The sequence below is a fragment of the Agrobacterium sp. 22-226-1 genome (genome assembly GCF_053522345.1).
This window is the reverse complement of the sequence record NZ_JBNWCP010000006.1, coordinates 54779-71125: the sequence shown is the minus strand read 5'-3', so window position 1 is coordinate 71125 and position 16347 is coordinate 54779. Positions and strand designations below refer to the sequence as shown.

Sequence of the window (16347 nt, the reverse complement as noted above, 5' to 3'; positions counted from 1 at the left end):
GGCTTTTATCCGTCAGAGAAGCTTGTCGAGAATGAACGGCCGTTCCGCCGTCGCCGGCTTTGTCTCCGTTCCGTCGGCATTGCGCTTGTTGCGCATTTCGACCGGCGTGCTCGGCGGGTCGATGTCGCCCTTACGCCCACAGGCGCTGAGAACAAGGCTGACGGCGAGCGTCATGCCGATGGGAACGATAAGTTTGCGCGCGGTTTTTGAAAGCATGGGCCTGTCCAAAGGAAATATGTGCCTCTCTGATAACGAAAAACAGGGCGCTTGTGCACCCTGTTTCTTGTGATCGCAGCGTAACGCGATTTTATCAGTTGCGTCCGCGCCACCAGGCGATCTGCTTCTTCACTTCCGAAGGGGCTGTGCCGCCGAAGCTCACGCGGCTGGCAACCGATGCCTCGACGGACAGAACGTCGAAAACGCCCTTGGTGATGCCGGGATGGATGGCCTGCAATTCCTCAAGCGAAAGATCGGCGAGATCGCAGCCCTTCTTTTCCGCCAGCGCCACGGCATTGCCGGTCACATGGTGGGCATCGCGGAAGGGCAGGCCCGCTTCGCGCACCAGCCAGTCGGCAAGGTCGGTGGCGGTGGAATAGCCCGAACCGGCGGCGGCGCGCATGCGGTCCTTGCGAACTTCAAGGTCGCGGATCATGCCGGTCATGGCGGCAATCGCCAGTTCCAGGCTCTCGGCGGCGTCGAAAACCTGTTCCTTGTCTTCCTGCATGTCCTTGGAATAGGCGAGCGGCAGGCCCTTCATCACTGTCAAAAGGGCGATCAGCGAGCCGTTGATGCGGCCGGTCTTGGCGCGCACCAGCTCGGCGGCGTCCGGGTTCTTCTTCTGCGGCATGATCGAGGAGCCGGTGGAGAAGGCATCCGACAGGCGGATGAAGCCGAATTGCGGCGTCGACCAGATGACGATTTCTTCCGCGAGGCGCGACAGATGCGTGGCGCAGATGGAAGCGATAGACAGGAATTCCAGCGCGAAATCGCGGTCGGAGACGGTATCGATGGAATTGCGGGTCGGCTCGCGGAAGCCGAGCGCCTTCGCCGTCATGTGGCGGTCGATGGGATAGCCGGTGCCGGCAAGGGCAGCGGCGCCGATCGGGCTTTCGTCCATGTGCTCGATGGCGTGGCGCACGCGGGCGCGGTCACGGCCGAACATTTCCACATAGGCCATGCAATGATGGCCGAAGGTCACCGGCTGCGCTGTCTGCAAATGGGTGAAGCCAGGCATAACCGTATCGGCATTTTCTTCGGCGCGATCTAGGAAGGCGGCGATGAGGGCGGTCAGCATGCCCTCGGTCTTCTGCAATTCTTCCTTGACCCACAGGCGGAAATCGAGCGCCACCTGGTCGTTGCGCGAGCGGGCGGTGTGCAGGCGACCGGCTGCCGTGCCGATCAGCGTTGCAAGCCGCGCTTCGATGTTCATGTGAATGTCTTCGAGCTTGCGCGAGAATTCGAAGCTGCCGGATTCGATCTCTGACAGGATCGTGTTCAGGCCATCGGTGATCTTGTCTTTATCTTCCGGCGAAATAATGCCTTTAGATGCCAGCATGGCGGCATGCGCCATAGAGCCGCGGATGTCCTGGGCGTAAAGCTTCTTGTCGAAGCCGATGGAGGCATTTATCTCTTCCATGATGGCAGATGGCCCGGAAGCGAAACGCCCGCCCCACATCTGGTTGGAGGATTTCTGATCTGTGCCGTCAGCCATGTTCGCAGTGCCCTGGAGTATTCGATGACAGAAAAAAGGCCGTTCAGGCTTCCTTCCGCCAAGTTGGTTGCAATTGCTGCCGTTGCCGGTGTCTTAAGCGGCGCGGGCGCGGTCTGGTTCAGGCATATTGGGTCTGAGAGCCCGGTTCAAGGGGCAGCGGTGACTGACGCCGGTTTATGTGAGGGGGCGGCGAACCGCATCGCCTCGCTGAAGCCGTTTCTGAAGGGGCAGGTGGCGGCCATGTCGGCCACGGACACGCCGCGCATCATTCCTCTCTCCTTCAAGGGGCCGCAGGCGCAGGACATGACGCTTGCCGATCTCAAGGGCAAGGCGGTTCTGCTCAACCTCTGGGCCACATGGTGCGTGCCCTGCCGCGAAGAGATGCCGGCGCTGAACGCGCTTGAAAAGGAAAAGGGCGGCAACGCTTTCGAGGTCGTGGCCGTCAATATCGATACCGGCGCGGATGAAAAACCGAAAGCCTTCATGGATGAATACAGGATCGATGCCCTGAAGCACTACCGCGACAGTTCCATGGGCGTCTTCAACGTGCTGAAAAAGGAGGGTCTCGCTTTCGGCCTGCCGGCAACCCTGCTGCTGGATGAAAACGGCTGCCTGCTTGCGGCCATGAACGGCCCGGCGGCGTGGGACAGCGAGGATGCCAAGGCGCTGGTGACCGCTGCCACCGGAAAATGATGCCGGCGGCTGGATATTGAGGGCTGTAGGCCGCAACCGCCTTCAGAGCCGGCCTTTCCAGCGGACGGGCTGGTGCAGACAAGCCAGTGCCCGCCTCGTATAATGATCCTGGCTTCCGCCATGAATGGGTGCCGATATGGAGTTGCTTATTCCCCGGCTTGGTCTTGTCCTCGCTATCGGCCTGCTTGTCGGTCTTGAGCGCGGTTGGCGGGAGCGCGATGCGCCGGCGGGCAGCCGCACCGTCGGGATCAGGACCTACGGCATTGCCGGCCTGCTGGGTGGCGTCTTCGGCGTATTGGCCGCCGAGCAGAACAGCGCCTTCGCCTTCGCGGCGGGTTTTCTGGGGTTCGCATTCAGTTTTTCATGGTTCAAGCTGCGCGAGGCGCGCCATGACAATGATTTCAGTGTCACTGGCGTGGTTGCGGCGCTCTGCGTCTTTGCCCTTGGCGGGCTTGCGGTAACGGCGCAATATCAGGCGGCGGCGGCTGGTGGTGCTGCCCTTGCGGCATTGCTCGCTGGCAGGGAAGTTCTCCACCGCCTGCTGAAACGGCTGACATGGATCGAACTTCGCTCCGCGCTGGTGCTTGCCGTGATGACCGCCGTTGGCCTGTCGATCCTTCCAAACCGGACGATCGATCCGTGGGGCGGCTTCAACCCCTGGGAAATATGGCTGTTCACCGTGATCAGCGCCACGATTTCCTATTGCGGTTATATTGCCGTGCGCCTCCTTGGCTCAACCCGTGGCCTGCTGGTGACCGGGCTGGCGGGCGCCCTCGTTTCATCGACCGCCGTAACCGCCAGCTTCGGGCAGAAGGCGAAAAGCGGTGAAAACGTGTGGCCTCTGGCCGGTGTGGCGGCGCTGGCCGCGGCGGTATCGCTGCTTAGGGTCCTCGTTATCGTTCTTGCCCTTTCGCTGACGACATTTTCCCTTATCGCACCGGCCGTACTGGCCGCTGCACTGGTTCTCGGGTTGAGCGGCGCTGGCCTGATAAGGCTGCAGGACATGCAGCCCGGACAGGAAATCGACGCAAAGAACCCGTTCGAACTGGTGCCGCTTGCCATCTTCGCCACGCTCTTTGCCGCGACGAGAACGCTGAATGCCGTTCTTCTCGTCTGGATCGGCGCGGGCGGTTTCATCGCCCTCACGGCCTTGTCGGCCATATTCGATGCCGATGTCGCCGTTCTCAGTGCGTTGCGAACCAGCGCACAAAATCTGTCGCCGGATATCGTGGCGAGCGCTATCCTCGCTGCACTCGCCGCCAACGCGGTAGGGCGCGTATTCGTCGCCGCCGTTTCCGGAACGCTCGTTTATTGCGGGTTGCTCACGGCTGCATCCGTCGTCGCCGCCGGCGTCGGATCGATCATTTACCTGCTCATCGCCTGAGGGTTCAGGTGAAGGGGATCAGCGCGTCGGAACCGGCGTCTCGCCGCGATAGTCGTAGAAGCCGCGGCCGGATTTGCGGCCGAGCCAGCCGGCCTCGACATATTTGACCAGCAGCGGGCAGGGGCGATACTTGCTGTCGGAGAGGCCGTCATGCAGCACCTGCATGATCGACAAACAGGTGTCGAGACCGATGAAATCGGCAAGCTGCAGCGGTCCCATCGGGTGGTTGGCGCCGAGCCGCATGGCGGTGTCGATGGCTTCCACCGAGCCGACGCCTTCATAAAGCGTATAGATCGCCTCGTTGATCATCGGCAGCAGGATGCGGTTGACGATGAAGGCCGGGAAATCCTCGGCAACGGTGATCGCCTTTTCCAGCGTCCGCACATAGTCCTTCGCCGCGTCGAAGGTCTTTTCGTTGGTGGCGATGCCGCGCACCAGTTCCACCAGCTTCATGACTGGCACCGGATTCATGAAGTGGATGCCCATGAACTGTTCGGGACGGTCGGTGGCGGATGCAAGGCGGGTGATGGAGAGCGACGAGGTGTTGGTGGCGAGCAGCGCTTCGGGCTTCAGAATCGGGCAGACCTGCGCATAAATCTTGCGCTTGATCTCCTCGTTTTCCGTCGCGGCCTCGATGACGAGGTCCATGGCCGCCAGATCGTTGATGTCGGTCGAACCGCTAATCAGCGCCAGCGCCTGCTTGCGGGCGTCGTCCGATAGCTTGCCGTTGGTGACCTGGCGGGCGAGATTGCCGTTGATCGTGGCAAGACCGGCCTCGATGCCTTCCTTGGAAAGATCGTAGATATGGACCTTGTAGCCGGCAATGGCGGAGACATGCGCAATGCCGCATCCCATTTGACCGGCTCCAATGACACCGATGTTCTTAAAGGGGGCGGTCATAGGCTGGTCTCCTCTCAGGGATTTTGTCTGTGTTATTGCCGGCGATGTTACGCATATCGCCGAAAAAGAGAAGGCGGCGCGTTTAAAAAACGCGCCGCCTCCAATTTATGCTTAAATTACAGCGATTTTTCGAGTTCGGGCAGCGCCTCGAACAGGTCTGCGACGAGGCCGTAGTCTGCCACCTGGAAGATCGGCGCTTCCTCGTCCTTGTTGATGGCGACGATGACCTTCGAATCCTTCATGCCGGCCAGATGCTGGATGGCGCCGGAAATGCCGGCGGCGATGTAAAGCTGCGGCGCAACCACCTTGCCGGTCTGGCCCACCTGCCAGTCGTTCGGGGCATAACCGGCATCGACGGCCGCACGGCTGGCGCCAACGGCGGCACCCAGCTTGTCGGCGACGGGAAGGATCACTTCCTTGAACTTCTCCGACGAACCGAGCGCGCGGCCACCCGAGATGATGATCTTGGCCGATGTCAGTTCCGGACGGTCGGACGACGCCAGTGCATCGGAGACGAAGCTGGAAAGGCCGGGGTTTGCAGCAGCGCCGATGGTTTCAACCGCTGCCGAACCACCTTCGGCCGCGGCCGCAAAGGCGGTCGGACGCACGGTGATCACCTTCTTCGCATCGGTCGCCTGCACCGTCTGGATGGCGTTGCCGGCATAGATCGGCCGCTTGAAGGTGTCAGGGCTGACGACCTCGATGATTTCCGAGACCTGCGCAACATCGAGAAGCGCCGCAACGCGCGGCGTCACGTTCTTGGCCGAGGCGGTGGCCGGCGCGATGATGACGTCATAAGAAGGCGCGAGCGAAACGATCAGCGCCGCCAGCGGTTCTGCCAGCGCATTGGCATAGGAGGCGTCGTCGGCGAGCAGCACCTTGGATACGCCGGAGAGTTTCGCTGCTGCGTCAGCTGCGCCCTTGGCGCCGGAACCGGCGACCAGCACATGGACGTCACTTCCCGTCCCCTTGGCAATCTGCGTTGCCGCCGTCAGCGTCTTGCCCGTCAGGTCGGAAAGGGTTGCGTTGTCGTGTTCTGCCAGAAGAAGAATGGCCATGAGAATATCTCCCTTTTCCGAAACCTTAGAGGACGCCGTCGGCTTTGAGCTTTTCGACCAGTTCGGCAACCGAGCCGACCTTGATGCCGGCCTTGCGGCCCGCCGGCTCTTCGGTCTTCAGCACCTTCAGGCGCGGTGAAACGTCGACGCCGAAATCGGCCGGCGCCTTTTTGTCGAGCGGCTTCTTCTTCGCCTTCATGATGTTCGGCAGCGATGCATAACGCGGCTCATTGAGACGAAGATCGGTGGTGACGACGGCGGGAAGCTTCAGCTCCACCGTCTGCAGACCGCCATCGACTTCACGGGTGACTGCGACCTTGCCGTCGGACGGTACGACCTTGGAGGCGAAGGTGCCCTGGCCCCAGCCGAGAAGGGCGGCCAGCATCTGGCCGGTCTGGTTCGAATCGTCGTCGATCGCCTGCTTGCCGACGATGACGAGGCCGGGCTGCTCAGCTTCCGCCACGCCCTTCAGAAGCTTGGCGACGGCGAGCGGCTCGACCGTTTCGTCGGTCTCGATCAGAATGGCGCGGTCGGCGCCCATGGCGAGCGCGGTGCGCAGCGTTTCTTCCGCCTTGGCCGGGCCGATGGAGACGACCACAACCTCTTCGGCCTTGCCGGCTTCCTTCAGGCGCAGCGCCTCTTCCACCGAAATTTCGTCGAACGGGTTCATCGACATCTTCACATTCGCAAGCTCAACGCCTGAACCATCCGATTTTACCCGGATCTTCACGTTGTAATCGACGACTCGTTTGACGGGGACAAGGATCTTCATCGGCGGCTTTCCTCAAACTCCTGTCCGCTTTGGCCAGTTGACCGCGCGGACCTCCAAAAACAGGTTGGCGACATGGATAAGCATTTTTCCCGCAATTACAACGGAGCAATCTTCATTATCACATGCACGTAAGGCATATCTTACGTTGACGTTCACGTAAATACTCTATCTCTTTCGCAAGAGCTCATCTGCTCCCGTCATAGCCCCGTTCGATTTGCGACAACCCCGCCGTTTGCGACGGATTCTTGAACTGTGCCGCCCTCGGCGGAACAATGGTGCGGTCAAACAGGGGAACGCCCCGCCTGCGCATGAAGATCACCATGATTGCGCCCGCCATGATGCCACCCACATGCGCGCCCCAGGAAACGTTTTCTTCGAGCCCGAGCGCCAGCATCAGGAACTGCTGGCCGATCCACAGCGCCAGCGGAATGAAGGCGGGCAAAGGAAGCGGAATGCGCATGAGAACCAGCACCCAGACGCGCACCCTGGGATGCAGCAGGAAATAGGCCGCGACGACGCCGGAAACCGCACCCGAAGCGCCGATCAGCGGCCCATCCGAGGTGGGGGCGACGAAACCGTGAAACAGCGCGCCGGCGATGGCGCAGGCGATGTAGAAGATCAGGAAACGGAAATGGCCGAGCGCATCCTCGACATTGTCGCCGAAGACCCAGAGAAACAGCATGTTGCCGGCCAGATGCCAAAAATCCAGATGCAGGAAAGCATAGGTGACGACGGTCAGGTCATCGGGCACGACCTGCAGGGCGGGTTCCAGATAGGCGTAGTCGAACACCACTGCCGGAATGAAACCGAGGCCGAGGGCTGCGGCATTGGCCTCAGTATCGCTGGCCAGCACCCCGGTAAACAGCCAGACCAGCACATTGACCACGATCAGGCCGATGGTGACATATTGCAGCCGGATATGTTTGAGGGAATTCGCATCGTGCAGCGGTATGAACATCGAACGCCCTTTGGTTGCGTCATTGAAACGCTTTAGCGGTTCTTGCCGGGAACCCACAATATATCGGCCTTGCCCGCATCATTGGCGAAGCGGGCGGCAACGAACAGGAAGTCGGACAGGCGGTTGGCATATTTCAGCGCTGCCGGGCTGACGATCTCATTCTCAGTGACGGAAAGTTCCACCATCAGTCTTTCCGCGCGCCGGCAGACGGTGCGCGCCATATGCAGGCTGGCCGCCGCCGCACTGCCGCCCGGCAGCACGAAAGAGGTGAGCGGTTCAAGGGCGGCATTGAGATCGTCGATTTCGTTTTCCAGCCGCGTGACCTGGCTTTCGACGATGCGCAGCGGCTCGTAAGAAAGCGGTTCGCCGCTGTCCGGCGTGGCGAGATCGGCGCCGAGATCGAAAAGATCGTTCTGGATGCGGAAAAGCATGGCATCCAGCTTTTCCATCCCACCCGTATGAAGCCGCGCGACGCCGATGGCCGAATTGGTCTCGTCCACCGTGCCATAGGCCTCGACGCGAAGATCGTGCTTCAGGCGGCGCGGGCCGGAAACCAACGCCGTGGTGCCCTTGTCGCCGGTACGGGTGTAGATCTTGTTCAGCTTCACCATGTCAGCGGCCACCGCCGGTGAGCCAGAGGGTGAACATGATCAGCACAATCGCCACAGCCTGCAAAAGCAGGCGAAGCTGCATCAGCTTGTTGGAGCGGTTGGCGTCCTGTCCCTTCAGCATGTTGAAGAGGCCGCGTATCAGCACGATGACGACGAGGCCCATGACGATAAGGGCCAGAACGGTGGTGAAGCCGGACATGCGGTATTACTCCTCCTCAATCGAATCTGCGCAGCAGACGATAGAAAAGTCCGGCAGGCAAGAGCCGTTTCAGCACAAGCCCCTGTTTGGCCGGCACGGTAACGGGATAATGAGGTTTCGGCCTTTTGGCGGTCAGGGCATGTTTCAACACGGCATAAACGGCGTCCGGGCCGAGCTTGTGGCGGTTGACAGGGCCGGAACCATCCATACGCGCCAGCTGGCGTTTATATTCCGCCGCATGGGCGGAATTTTCGAGATCGATGTGCTCGTTGATATGGGCAAGCGCCGTTGCGGTGAATTTGGAGGTGATTGGCCCCGGTTCGATCAGGCTGACATGGATGCCGCTGCCCTGAAGCTCCATGCGCAGCGTGACGCCCAGCCCCTCGAGGGCGAATTTCGAGGCGGTGTAAGCGCCGCGATAGCGATAAGGCACAAGGCCGAGGATGGAGGAGCAATGCACGATGCGCCCCGCACGCCGGGCGCGCATGAAAGGAATGACCCGCCGCGTCAGATCGTGCCAGCCGAAGACATTGGTTTCGAACTGTGCCCGCAGCGCCTCGACAGGCAAATCCTCCACCGCGCCCGGCTGGCCATAGGCGCCGTTGTTGAAAAGCGCATCGATACGGCCGCCGGTCCGGGCTGCGACGGTGTCCACCAGCGCGGCGATGGTTTCCGGCTTGGTGTAATCCATGATCAGGGTCTCGATGCCCTGATTTTCGAGTGCGGCCATGTCGGCGATGCGCCGCACGGTGGCGAAAACCCGCCAGCCGTCCCGGTGGAGCGCGCCGGCGCAATGGGCGCCGATGCCCGAGGAACATCCGGTGATGATGATGACGGGTTTTTCAGACATTTGCCGCTCCGGGAAACCGACTGTTGCTCTGGCCCGATTACCCGGCCCGTTAAAATCCGATCGCGCAAAATCCGTGCCCTTCTGGAACCGAAAGGCCAGCTTGCGCGCTGTACAAAGCGAAGCTGATTTCCCATATTCGGCTCGAAGTTACAAATGAAATGCCGATGAATGGAGGTGACATGGTTGCCGCAGTGCGCCTGGCAGGCAAGGTTGCCTTCGATGCCTATTCCCATTTCGCCGAGGATGACGGCTGGGCGATGGCGAGCCATATGGCGCTGTCCATTCTGCTGGCCCTGTTTCCGTTTCTGATCTTCGGCACGGCTCTCGCCGGTTTTCTGGGGGCGGATCAGTTTTCCGAAACGGCGGTGCATCTGATTTTCGACACCTGGCCGGAGGCGATTGCGGGGCCGCTGGCGGCGCAGGTGCAGCAGGTACTGACCATTCCGCGCGGCGGGCTGCTGACGATTTCGGTGCTGGCGGCCGCCTATTTTGCGTCCAATGGTGTGGAAGCGCTGCGCATTTCGTTGAACCGCGCCTATCGAGTCACCGAGACGCGCTGGTGGTATGTCACCCGCCTGCTCAGCCTGCTTTATGTGCTGATCGCCGTCGTGGTCTTTGCCTGCATCAGCATCGTGCTGGTTGCCGTGCCGGTCGCCACATCTTTTGCCGAGCAGCGGTTTCCGTGGCTGACGGATGTGCTGAACACCATCTCCAGCCTCGGCCTTTATGGCACCATCGTCGTGCTGACGGCGGGGCTGGTAGCGGCGCATCTGTGGCTTCCGGCCGGCAAGCGCCGCATCTGGGATGTCTGGCCGGGTATTCTGCTGACGATGATCTTCTGGGTCATCGGTGCGGCGATCTTCGCCTATTATCTCTCCACCTTCGCCAATTATGCCGCCACCTATGCCGGTCTCGCCTCGGTGATGGTGGTGCTGGTGTTTCTTTATATGGTCGGCGTCATCTTCATGCTGGGGGCTGAGGTGAATGCCGCGCTGATGAAATACAAGGTCCGCCAGATCATCCGCCGCAATATCGGCGGCAACAGCGCGCGCCGCGAGCAGGTTCTAGAGGAGCCCGACAAGCCGGCGGATATCTGAGGGCGTAGCACCTTCCGAACGAAGGGCGGAAAGCCCGGTGCTGCCTTCGCTTTTCGAGAGCTTGCGGCCGTCTGCACCCAAGATCAGCCGGTGATGGTGATAGGCCGGTTGCGGCAGGTCCAGCAAGTGTTGCAACAGCCGGTGAATGGCGGTGGCGTGATAGAGATCCATGCCGCGCACCACATGGGTTATGCCCTGCAGCGCATCATCCACCACAACGGAAAGATGATAGCTCGAAGGCGCGTCGGAACGCGACAGCACCACATCGCCCCAAAGCGCGGGCAGGGCCTCGATCTGCCCCGCTTCGCCATCGCCGCTTTCCTGCCAGAACAGGGGGCTGCCGGCGGCACGGATCGCCTTTTCCATATCGAGCCGCCAGGCGTGCGGACGGCCAGAGGCGAGCAGCGCATCCCGCTCCGCCCTTGGCCTCTCCCGGTCGATGGCCGGGTAACGCGGCGCGCCATCGGGATCGCGGGGCCACAACCCTCCCTCCGCCTCGAAAGTACGAACGATTGCCTTGGTTTCTCCACGGCTCAGAAAGGCAGGGTAAGCGAGTCCTGCCTCGATCAGCCTGTCCAGCGCCACGCGGTACTCTTCGAAATGCTCCGATTGCCGCCGCACCGGCTTCTCCCAGTCGAGACCCAGCCAGCCAAGATCGTCATAGATTGCCCGTTCCAGCTCCGGGGTGCAGCGTGTCTGGTCGATATCCTCGATGCGCAGCAGAAAGCGGCCGTCATTGTCTCGCGCCATATCATGGTTCAGGAAGGCGGAAAGCGCGTGGCCGAGATGCAGCAGGCCATTAGGGCTCGGTGCGAAACGGTAAACCGGTTTTTGACGGAGAGGCGAAGGCATGGTTTCTTCTGCCATGTTTTAAAGCACCCCGCCAGCGGCTGGCGGTATATGGAATGACGGACATGAAAATCATTACCGGGATTGATGACATCAGCGAAGGGCTGGAGCATCTCCCCCACCTCGATCCGGCTCTCGGCCTCGTCATCGAAAAAGCCGGTCCGCTGGAACTGCGCATTCACGAGCCCGGCTTTTCCGGCCTTGCCCATATCGTCGTCTCGCAAATGGTGTCGCGCGCCAGCGCCAATGCCATATGGGCGCGTATCCTTGCCGGCACCGGCGGCGCGGTCACGGCGGAAAATTATCTCGGCGCATCGGAGGAATTGCGCGCCACCTTCGGCCTTTCCCGGGCCAAGGCGACGACGCTGGAAGGGCTGGCGCGCGCCGTCACGGAAGGGCAGATCGATCTTGACGGCGTGGTGCGCAAGGAGGCGCGCGCAGCCCTTTCCGAGCTGGTTGCGCTTCGCGGTATCGGCCCGTGGACGGCGGAGGTGTATCTGATGTTCTGCGGCGGGCATCCGGATATTTTTCCGGTCGGCGATGTGGCGCTGAGATCCGCGGTGGCGCATGCGCTTGCCCTGGAGGTGAGGCCGGAAGCGAAGTGGCTGGCGGAGCGGGCGACAATCTGGTCGCCATGGCGCTCCGTGGCCGCGCGGCTTTTCTGGGGCTACTATGCCAATATCATGCGGCGCGCCATGGTGCCTCTGCCCTGAGCGGGGTTAAAAATCGGCGATACTGTAGGGCAGGGCTCCGCGCGAAAGATGATCGAAATGCAGCCTGCGTTTCAGCGGCGGCACGGCGCGCTGCACGCAATCCACCCTCTCGCAGACCCGACAGGAAATGCCGATGGGTTTGAAGGAGGCCGCATTGCCGAGATCGAGCGTATCGGCATAAACGAAATTCTGCGCATGGGAAATTTCGCAGCCGAGCGCGATGGCATAACGCGGTCTCTCCGTGTTGAACCCGGCGCCGGCCTTTTCGATCTGGGTGGCAATGGAAAGATAGCGCACGCCGTCAGGCGTTTCCGCCAGCTGCCGCACGATCCTGTCGGAGCTTTCGAAGGCCTGGTGGATATTCCACAGCGGACAGGCCGCGCCGAAACGGGCAAATTGCAGCCGCGTGGCGCTGTGGCGTTTGGTGATGTTGCCGGCGCGGTCGATCTTGGCGAAAAAGATCGGCACGCCTTTTATGCCCGGCCGTTGCAAGGTGCTCAGCCGGTGGGCCACCTGCTCAAGGCTCGCGCCGAAACGAACGGCGAGAAGCTCGAGATCGTGGCGCAGTTCCTGCGCCGCCCGGTGAAAGCGGCCATAGGGCAGGATGAGGGCTGCGGCGAAATAATTGTGCAGCCCGATACGACAGATTTCCGCAGCTTCCGCATTGCGGAAACCGGCGCCCGCCAGCACCCTGTCCACGGTTGGGCCGGCGTGAAGCTGGGCGATCTGCAATGCAAGCTGAAAACAGCGGGTAGGCGCGGCCATATAGGAGCTGAGGGCGAGCGTCTTGCCGGCAGGATCGAAGTGCCGGATCAGACCGCCGGCCGCCTCGGTTCGGGTGATATGGATGCCGTAGCGGCTCTTCAGATGCGCCGCCAGAATGCCATAGGTCTCGCCGCCTTCTATCTCCAGTTCTTCCGCCAGCTCCTCGGCCAGAAGATCGATCTCGGCGACGTAATTGTCGACGAAGTGGAAGAAGTCGCGCACCTCCTCATAGGGGGTTCTTTCCACCTGTGCGGTGCCGCGGCCCAGCCGGTCATCCAGCTGCACCAGCTGCTCGCTGTTCTGGCGATAGGCCTGATGGGCGCGCAGCAGTGCATGGGCAAAACCCGGCGCGTTCTGGGCAATCAGCTTCAACTCCTGAAGCCCCGGCTCGTAGTTCAGGAACAGCGGGTCTTTCAGCGCCTCGCGCACGGCGGAAACCAGCCGGTCGCTTTCACCGGTCGCCAGTTCCGCCATGTCGAGCTGGAATTTTTCCACCAGCGTCACCAGAACGCTGGCCGAAACCGGGCGCTGGTTATTCTCGATCTGGTTCAGGTAGCTCGCGGAAATGCCAAGCCGTTCAGCAAATTGCGCCTGCGTGGCGCGGACGTTTTCGCGAAGGCCGCGAACTTTGCGGCCGATGAAGAGTTTTTCCGTCGCCATGTTGCAACTTTGCAAAATTAAACATTGCAAATATTTATGGCACGCATACGCGCACGATCAAGGCTTCTTGGCGAATGTTTTCTGGGCTATTGATCTTGGCATAACGCATGGAGGAAACATGCCCGGCATTCTGGAGCAATTGGAAACGCGGCGCGCTGAGGCGCGGCTCGGCGGCGGCGTCAAGCGCATCGAGGCGCAGCATGGCAAGGGCAAGCTGACGGCGCGCGAGCGCATCGACGTGCTCCTGGATGAAGGTTCCTTCGAAGAATACGACATGTACGTCACCCACCGGGCGGTGGATTTCGGCATGGCGGAGCAGAAGGTGGCGGGTGACGGTGTCGTCACCGGCTGGGGCACCATCAATGGCCGGCAGGTCTATGTGTTTTCGCAGGATTTCACCGTGCTCGGCGGTTCGCTCTCGGAAACCCATGCCCAGAAGATCTGCAAGATCATGGATATGGCCGTGCGCAACGGTGCGCCGGTGATCGGCCTCAACGACAGCGGCGGCGCGCGTATTCAGGAAGGCGTGGCCTCGCTCGGCGGTTATGCCGATGTGTTCAAGCGCAATGTCATCGCCTCCGGCGTCGTGCCGCAGATTTCCGTCATCATGGGACCTTGCGCGGGCGGTGCCGTCTATTCGCCGGCCATGACCGATTTCATCTTCATGGTGCGCGATACCTCCTACATGTTCGTGACCGGGCCGGATGTGGTTAAAACCGTGACCAACGAGATCGTTACGGCGGAAGAACTGGGCGGAGCCTCCACCCATACGAAAAAATCCTCCGTCGCTGACGGCGCGTATGAAAACGACATCGAAACGCTGGAACATGTGCGGCTGCTGTTCGATTTCCTGCCGCTGAACAATCGCGAAAAGCCGCCGGTGCGCCCGTTCCACGACGATCCGGCCCGGCTGGAAGCACGTCTCGATACGCTGATCCCTGATAGTTCCAATAAGCCCTATGACATGAAGGAACTGATCCACGCGCTGGCCGATGAGGGCGATTTCTTCGAGTTGCAGGAGGCCTTTGCCCGCAACATCATCACCGGCTTCATCCGTCTCGAAGGCCAGACGGTGGGCGTCGTCGCCAACCAGCCGATGGTGCTGGCCGGCTGCCTCGATATCGACAGTTCGCGCAAGGCCGCCCGTTTCGTGCGCTTCTGCGATGCCTTCAACATTCCGCTGCTGACGCTGGTGGATGTGCCGGGTTTCTTGCCGGGAACCGCGCAGGAATATGGCGGCGTCATCAAGCACGGCGCAAAACTTCTCTTCGCCTATTCGGAAGCGACGGTGCCGATGGTGACGCTGATCACCCGCAAGGCCTATGGCGGCGCTTACGACGTGATGGCCTCGAAACATATCGGCGCGGATGTGAATTACGCCTGGCCGACGGCGGAAATTGCCGTGATGGGCGCGAAGGGTGCTGCGGAAATTCTCTATCGTTCCGAGCTTTCCGATCCGGAGAAGATCGCCGCACGCACGAAGGAATATGAAGAGCGTTTCGCCAACCCCTTTGTGGCGGCGGAGCGCGGTTTTATCGATGAGGTCATCATGCCGCATTCCTCGCGCCGCCGCATCGCCCGCGCCTTCGCGTCGCTGCGTAACAAGAGCGTGGAAACCCGCTGGAAGAAACACGACACTATTCCGCTCTGAGACTGGAAAAATGCTTCGGCCACCTTACTATATGTTTGTTCAGGCGCCCGGATGTCCGGATGTCCTCCCGAAACGCACAAGGACACATTTTCATGGCCGAGAATTCCTCCGCAGATAATTTCCCCGCCGGATATGAAGTGCCCAAGGTCTGGACCTGGGACAAGGGCAATGGCGGCCAGTTCGCCAATATCAACCGCCCGATTGCCGGTCCCACCCATGAAAAGGAACTGCCGGTCGGCAAGCACCCGCTGCAGCTTTATTCGCTGGCGACGCCGAATGGCCAGAAGGTCACCATCATGCTGGAAGAATTGCTGGCCGCCGGCCACAAGGGCGCAGACTATGATGCGTGGCTGATCAAGATCGGCGAAGGTGACCAGTTCGGTTCCGGTTTTGTCGGCGTCAATCCGAATTCCAAGATCCCGGCGCTGATGGATCACTCGACGCCTGAGCCGACACGCGTTTTCGAAAGCGGCTCGATCCTCGTTTATCTCGCGGAAAAATTCGGCGCCTTCCTGCCGAAAGAGGGCAATGCCCGCACGCAGGCGCTGAACTGGCTGTTCTGGCAGATGGGCTCCGCCCCCTTCCTCGGCGGCGGTTTCGGCCATTTTTATGCCTATGCGCCGGTGAAGATCAAATACGCCATCGACCGCTACGCCATGGAAGTCAAACGTCAGCTCGACGTGCTGGACCGGCATCTGGCTGAGAACCGCTATCTGGCGGGTTCGGAATATACGATCGCCGACATGGCCGTCTGGCCGTGGTACGGCAAGATCGCGCTCGGTCAGGCCTATGGCGATGCCGGTGCGTTCCTTGAGGCGGACGGTTACAAAAACGTCATGCGCTGGACGCTCGAAATCGGCGAACGCCCGGCGGTCAAGCATGGCGTGATCGTCAACAAGACCTCGGGCGATCCGTCCGAACAATTGCATGAACGCCACGATGCCTCCGACTTCGAGACGAAGACGCAGGACAAGATCGGCAGGGCATAAAGAAAGATTAGAGCGCCAAAAGCGCTCTAACTATTTGAATTGGCGCATTTCCGGACGTAAAAGCAAGGCAGCTTTTACTGGAAATGTTCTGGAAGGACAAAAGATGGCGAACCTGCCCGAAATGACCAAACACAAGGGATTTCCCTCCGGCATGCCGAGCACGGGCGTCCAGTTCACCATCCGCCGCGCCAACCCCAAAGGGGTAACGCCTATCAAGATGATACCCCGCCGGGCGCGCAACGACACCAAGGAGCATCGCATCGATGCCGCCTTCCTGCACTCGCTCTGGCACCATTTCGGTGCCGAGCCCTTCGAGCGCGGCAATCTCGACGCCGCCCGCCTCAACCTGCTCTTCGGCCGCGAGGTCGTACCGGCGGAAAAGAATTTCGATCCGCTTTCCTATCAGGCGATGCTGGTGATCGATGAGCGCGTCGCGCGGCAGAACTTCCCGGAATCCTTCGAGAATTTCTTCGAGATTTGAGTGTGC

At 61.0% G+C, this 16347-nt stretch carries 18 protein-coding genes; 7 read left to right on the top strand and 11 right to left on the bottom strand.

Translation table 11 applies throughout. From position 1 onward, the window contains the following. Positions 1 to 12: 12 nt before the first annotated feature. The gene (gene lptM, locus ACQZ5K_RS12240) at positions 13 to 216 is read right to left on the bottom strand and encodes an LPS translocon maturation chaperone LptM (protein WP_003497438.1); all 204 of its coding nucleotides are present in this window, start codon (positions 214 to 216) and stop codon (positions 13 to 15) included. 94 nt (positions 217 to 310) lie between these two features. Next, a complete protein-coding gene (gene argH / locus ACQZ5K_RS12235) occupies positions 311 to 1711 on the bottom strand; it encodes an argininosuccinate lyase (protein WP_174057965.1) in 1401 nt (466 codons plus the stop codon). A 24-nt stretch (positions 1712 to 1735) separates the two neighbouring features. Here argH and tlpA point away from each other — a divergent pair, with 24 nt between their 5' ends. Both tlpA and ACQZ5K_RS12225 read left to right on the top strand, forming a co-directional pair. Next, the gene (gene tlpA, locus ACQZ5K_RS12230; RefSeq protein ID WP_174057964.1) at positions 1736 to 2404 is read left to right on the top strand and encodes a thiol:disulfide interchange protein TlpA; all 669 of its coding nucleotides are present in this window, start codon (positions 1736 to 1738) and stop codon (positions 2402 to 2404) included. 136 nt (positions 2405 to 2540) lie between these two features. Then, positions 2541 to 3788, top strand: coding sequence for an MgtC/SapB family protein (locus ACQZ5K_RS12225; protein ID WP_174057963.1), 1248 nt, complete (start codon positions 2541 to 2543; stop codon positions 3786 to 3788). Positions 3789 to 3806: 18 nt separating this feature from the next. Here the strand turns inward: ACQZ5K_RS12225 and ACQZ5K_RS12220 are convergent, their stop codons facing one another. The 7 genes from ACQZ5K_RS12220 to ACQZ5K_RS12190 form a co-directional block, all read right to left on the bottom strand. After that, complete coding sequence (locus tag ACQZ5K_RS12220) at positions 3807 to 4688, bottom strand: 3-hydroxybutyryl-CoA dehydrogenase (protein WP_003523331.1); 882 nt, start codon at positions 4686 to 4688, stop codon at positions 3807 to 3809. Between the two features lie 116 nt (positions 4689 to 4804). After that, positions 4805 to 5746, bottom strand: a complete 942-nt coding sequence (locus ACQZ5K_RS12215) for an electron transfer flavoprotein subunit alpha/FixB family protein (RefSeq protein ID WP_448740464.1) — start codon at positions 5744 to 5746, stop codon at positions 4805 to 4807. Between the two features lie 25 nt (positions 5747 to 5771). After that, complete coding sequence (locus ACQZ5K_RS12210) at positions 5772 to 6518, bottom strand: electron transfer flavoprotein subunit beta/FixA family protein (RefSeq protein ID WP_003520827.1); 747 nt, start codon at positions 6516 to 6518, stop codon at positions 5772 to 5774. 184 nt (positions 6519 to 6702) lie between these two features. Next, positions 6703 to 7476, bottom strand: coding sequence for a rhomboid family intramembrane serine protease (locus ACQZ5K_RS12205; RefSeq protein ID WP_174057957.1), 774 nt, complete (start codon positions 7474 to 7476; stop codon positions 6703 to 6705). A 32-nt stretch (positions 7477 to 7508) separates the two neighbouring features. After that, positions 7509 to 8087 carry a cob(I)yrinic acid a,c-diamide adenosyltransferase gene (locus tag ACQZ5K_RS12200; RefSeq protein WP_020813416.1) on the bottom strand — a complete coding sequence of 193 codons (579 nt, stop codon included), beginning with the start codon at positions 8085 to 8087 and terminating at the stop codon, positions 7509 to 7511. A 1-nt stretch (position 8088) separates the two neighbouring features. Next, positions 8089 to 8286, bottom strand: a complete 198-nt coding sequence (locus ACQZ5K_RS12195) for a twin transmembrane helix small protein (RefSeq protein WP_003520830.1) — start codon at positions 8284 to 8286, stop codon at positions 8089 to 8091. 16 nt (positions 8287 to 8302) lie between these two features. After that, a complete protein-coding gene (locus ACQZ5K_RS12190) occupies positions 8303 to 9136 on the bottom strand; it encodes an SDR family oxidoreductase (protein ID WP_174057956.1) in 834 nt (277 codons plus the stop codon). Between the two features lie 179 nt (positions 9137 to 9315). Here ACQZ5K_RS12190 and ACQZ5K_RS12185 point away from each other — a divergent pair, with 179 nt between their 5' ends. Next, positions 9316 to 10233, top strand: a complete 918-nt coding sequence (locus ACQZ5K_RS12185) for a YihY/virulence factor BrkB family protein (protein WP_174057955.1) — start codon at positions 9316 to 9318, stop codon at positions 10231 to 10233. Here the strand turns inward: ACQZ5K_RS12185 and gluQRS are convergent. Further along, positions 10201 to 11100 carry a tRNA glutamyl-Q(34) synthetase GluQRS gene (gene gluQRS, locus ACQZ5K_RS12180; protein WP_174057954.1) on the bottom strand — a complete coding sequence of 300 codons (900 nt, stop codon included), beginning with the start codon at positions 11098 to 11100 and terminating at the stop codon, positions 10201 to 10203. The genes ACQZ5K_RS12185 and gluQRS overlap by 33 nt on opposite strands. A gap of 38 nt (positions 11101 to 11138) precedes the next feature. Here gluQRS and ACQZ5K_RS12175 point away from each other — a divergent pair, with 38 nt between their 5' ends. Further along, positions 11139 to 11795, top strand: coding sequence for a DNA-3-methyladenine glycosylase family protein (locus ACQZ5K_RS12175; protein WP_174057953.1), 657 nt, complete (start codon positions 11139 to 11141; stop codon positions 11793 to 11795). A gap of 6 nt (positions 11796 to 11801) precedes the next feature. Here the strand turns inward: ACQZ5K_RS12175 and ACQZ5K_RS12170 are convergent, their stop codons facing one another. Continuing rightward, entirely contained in the window at positions 11802 to 13220 is a 1419-nt protein-coding gene (locus ACQZ5K_RS12170) for a helix-turn-helix domain-containing protein (RefSeq protein WP_174057952.1), read from the bottom strand. Positions 13221 to 13338: 118 nt separating this feature from the next. Between ACQZ5K_RS12170 and ACQZ5K_RS12165 the strand changes: the two genes are divergently transcribed. The 3 genes from ACQZ5K_RS12165 (at position 13339) to ACQZ5K_RS12155 (ending at position 16341) form a co-directional block, all read left to right on the top strand. After that, complete coding sequence (locus ACQZ5K_RS12165; protein ID WP_125144905.1) at positions 13339 to 14871, top strand: acyl-CoA carboxylase subunit beta; 1533 nt, start codon at positions 13339 to 13341, stop codon at positions 14869 to 14871. A gap of 92 nt (positions 14872 to 14963) precedes the next feature. Next, positions 14964 to 15860, top strand: coding sequence for a glutathione-dependent disulfide-bond oxidoreductase (yghU, locus tag ACQZ5K_RS12160; RefSeq protein WP_174057951.1), 897 nt, complete (start codon positions 14964 to 14966; stop codon positions 15858 to 15860). A gap of 103 nt (positions 15861 to 15963) precedes the next feature. Then, positions 15964 to 16341 (top strand): hypothetical protein, encoded by a 378-nt coding sequence (locus ACQZ5K_RS12155; protein WP_003520841.1) that lies wholly within the window; start codon positions 15964 to 15966, stop codon positions 16339 to 16341. Positions 16342 to 16347 lie beyond the last annotated feature (6 nt).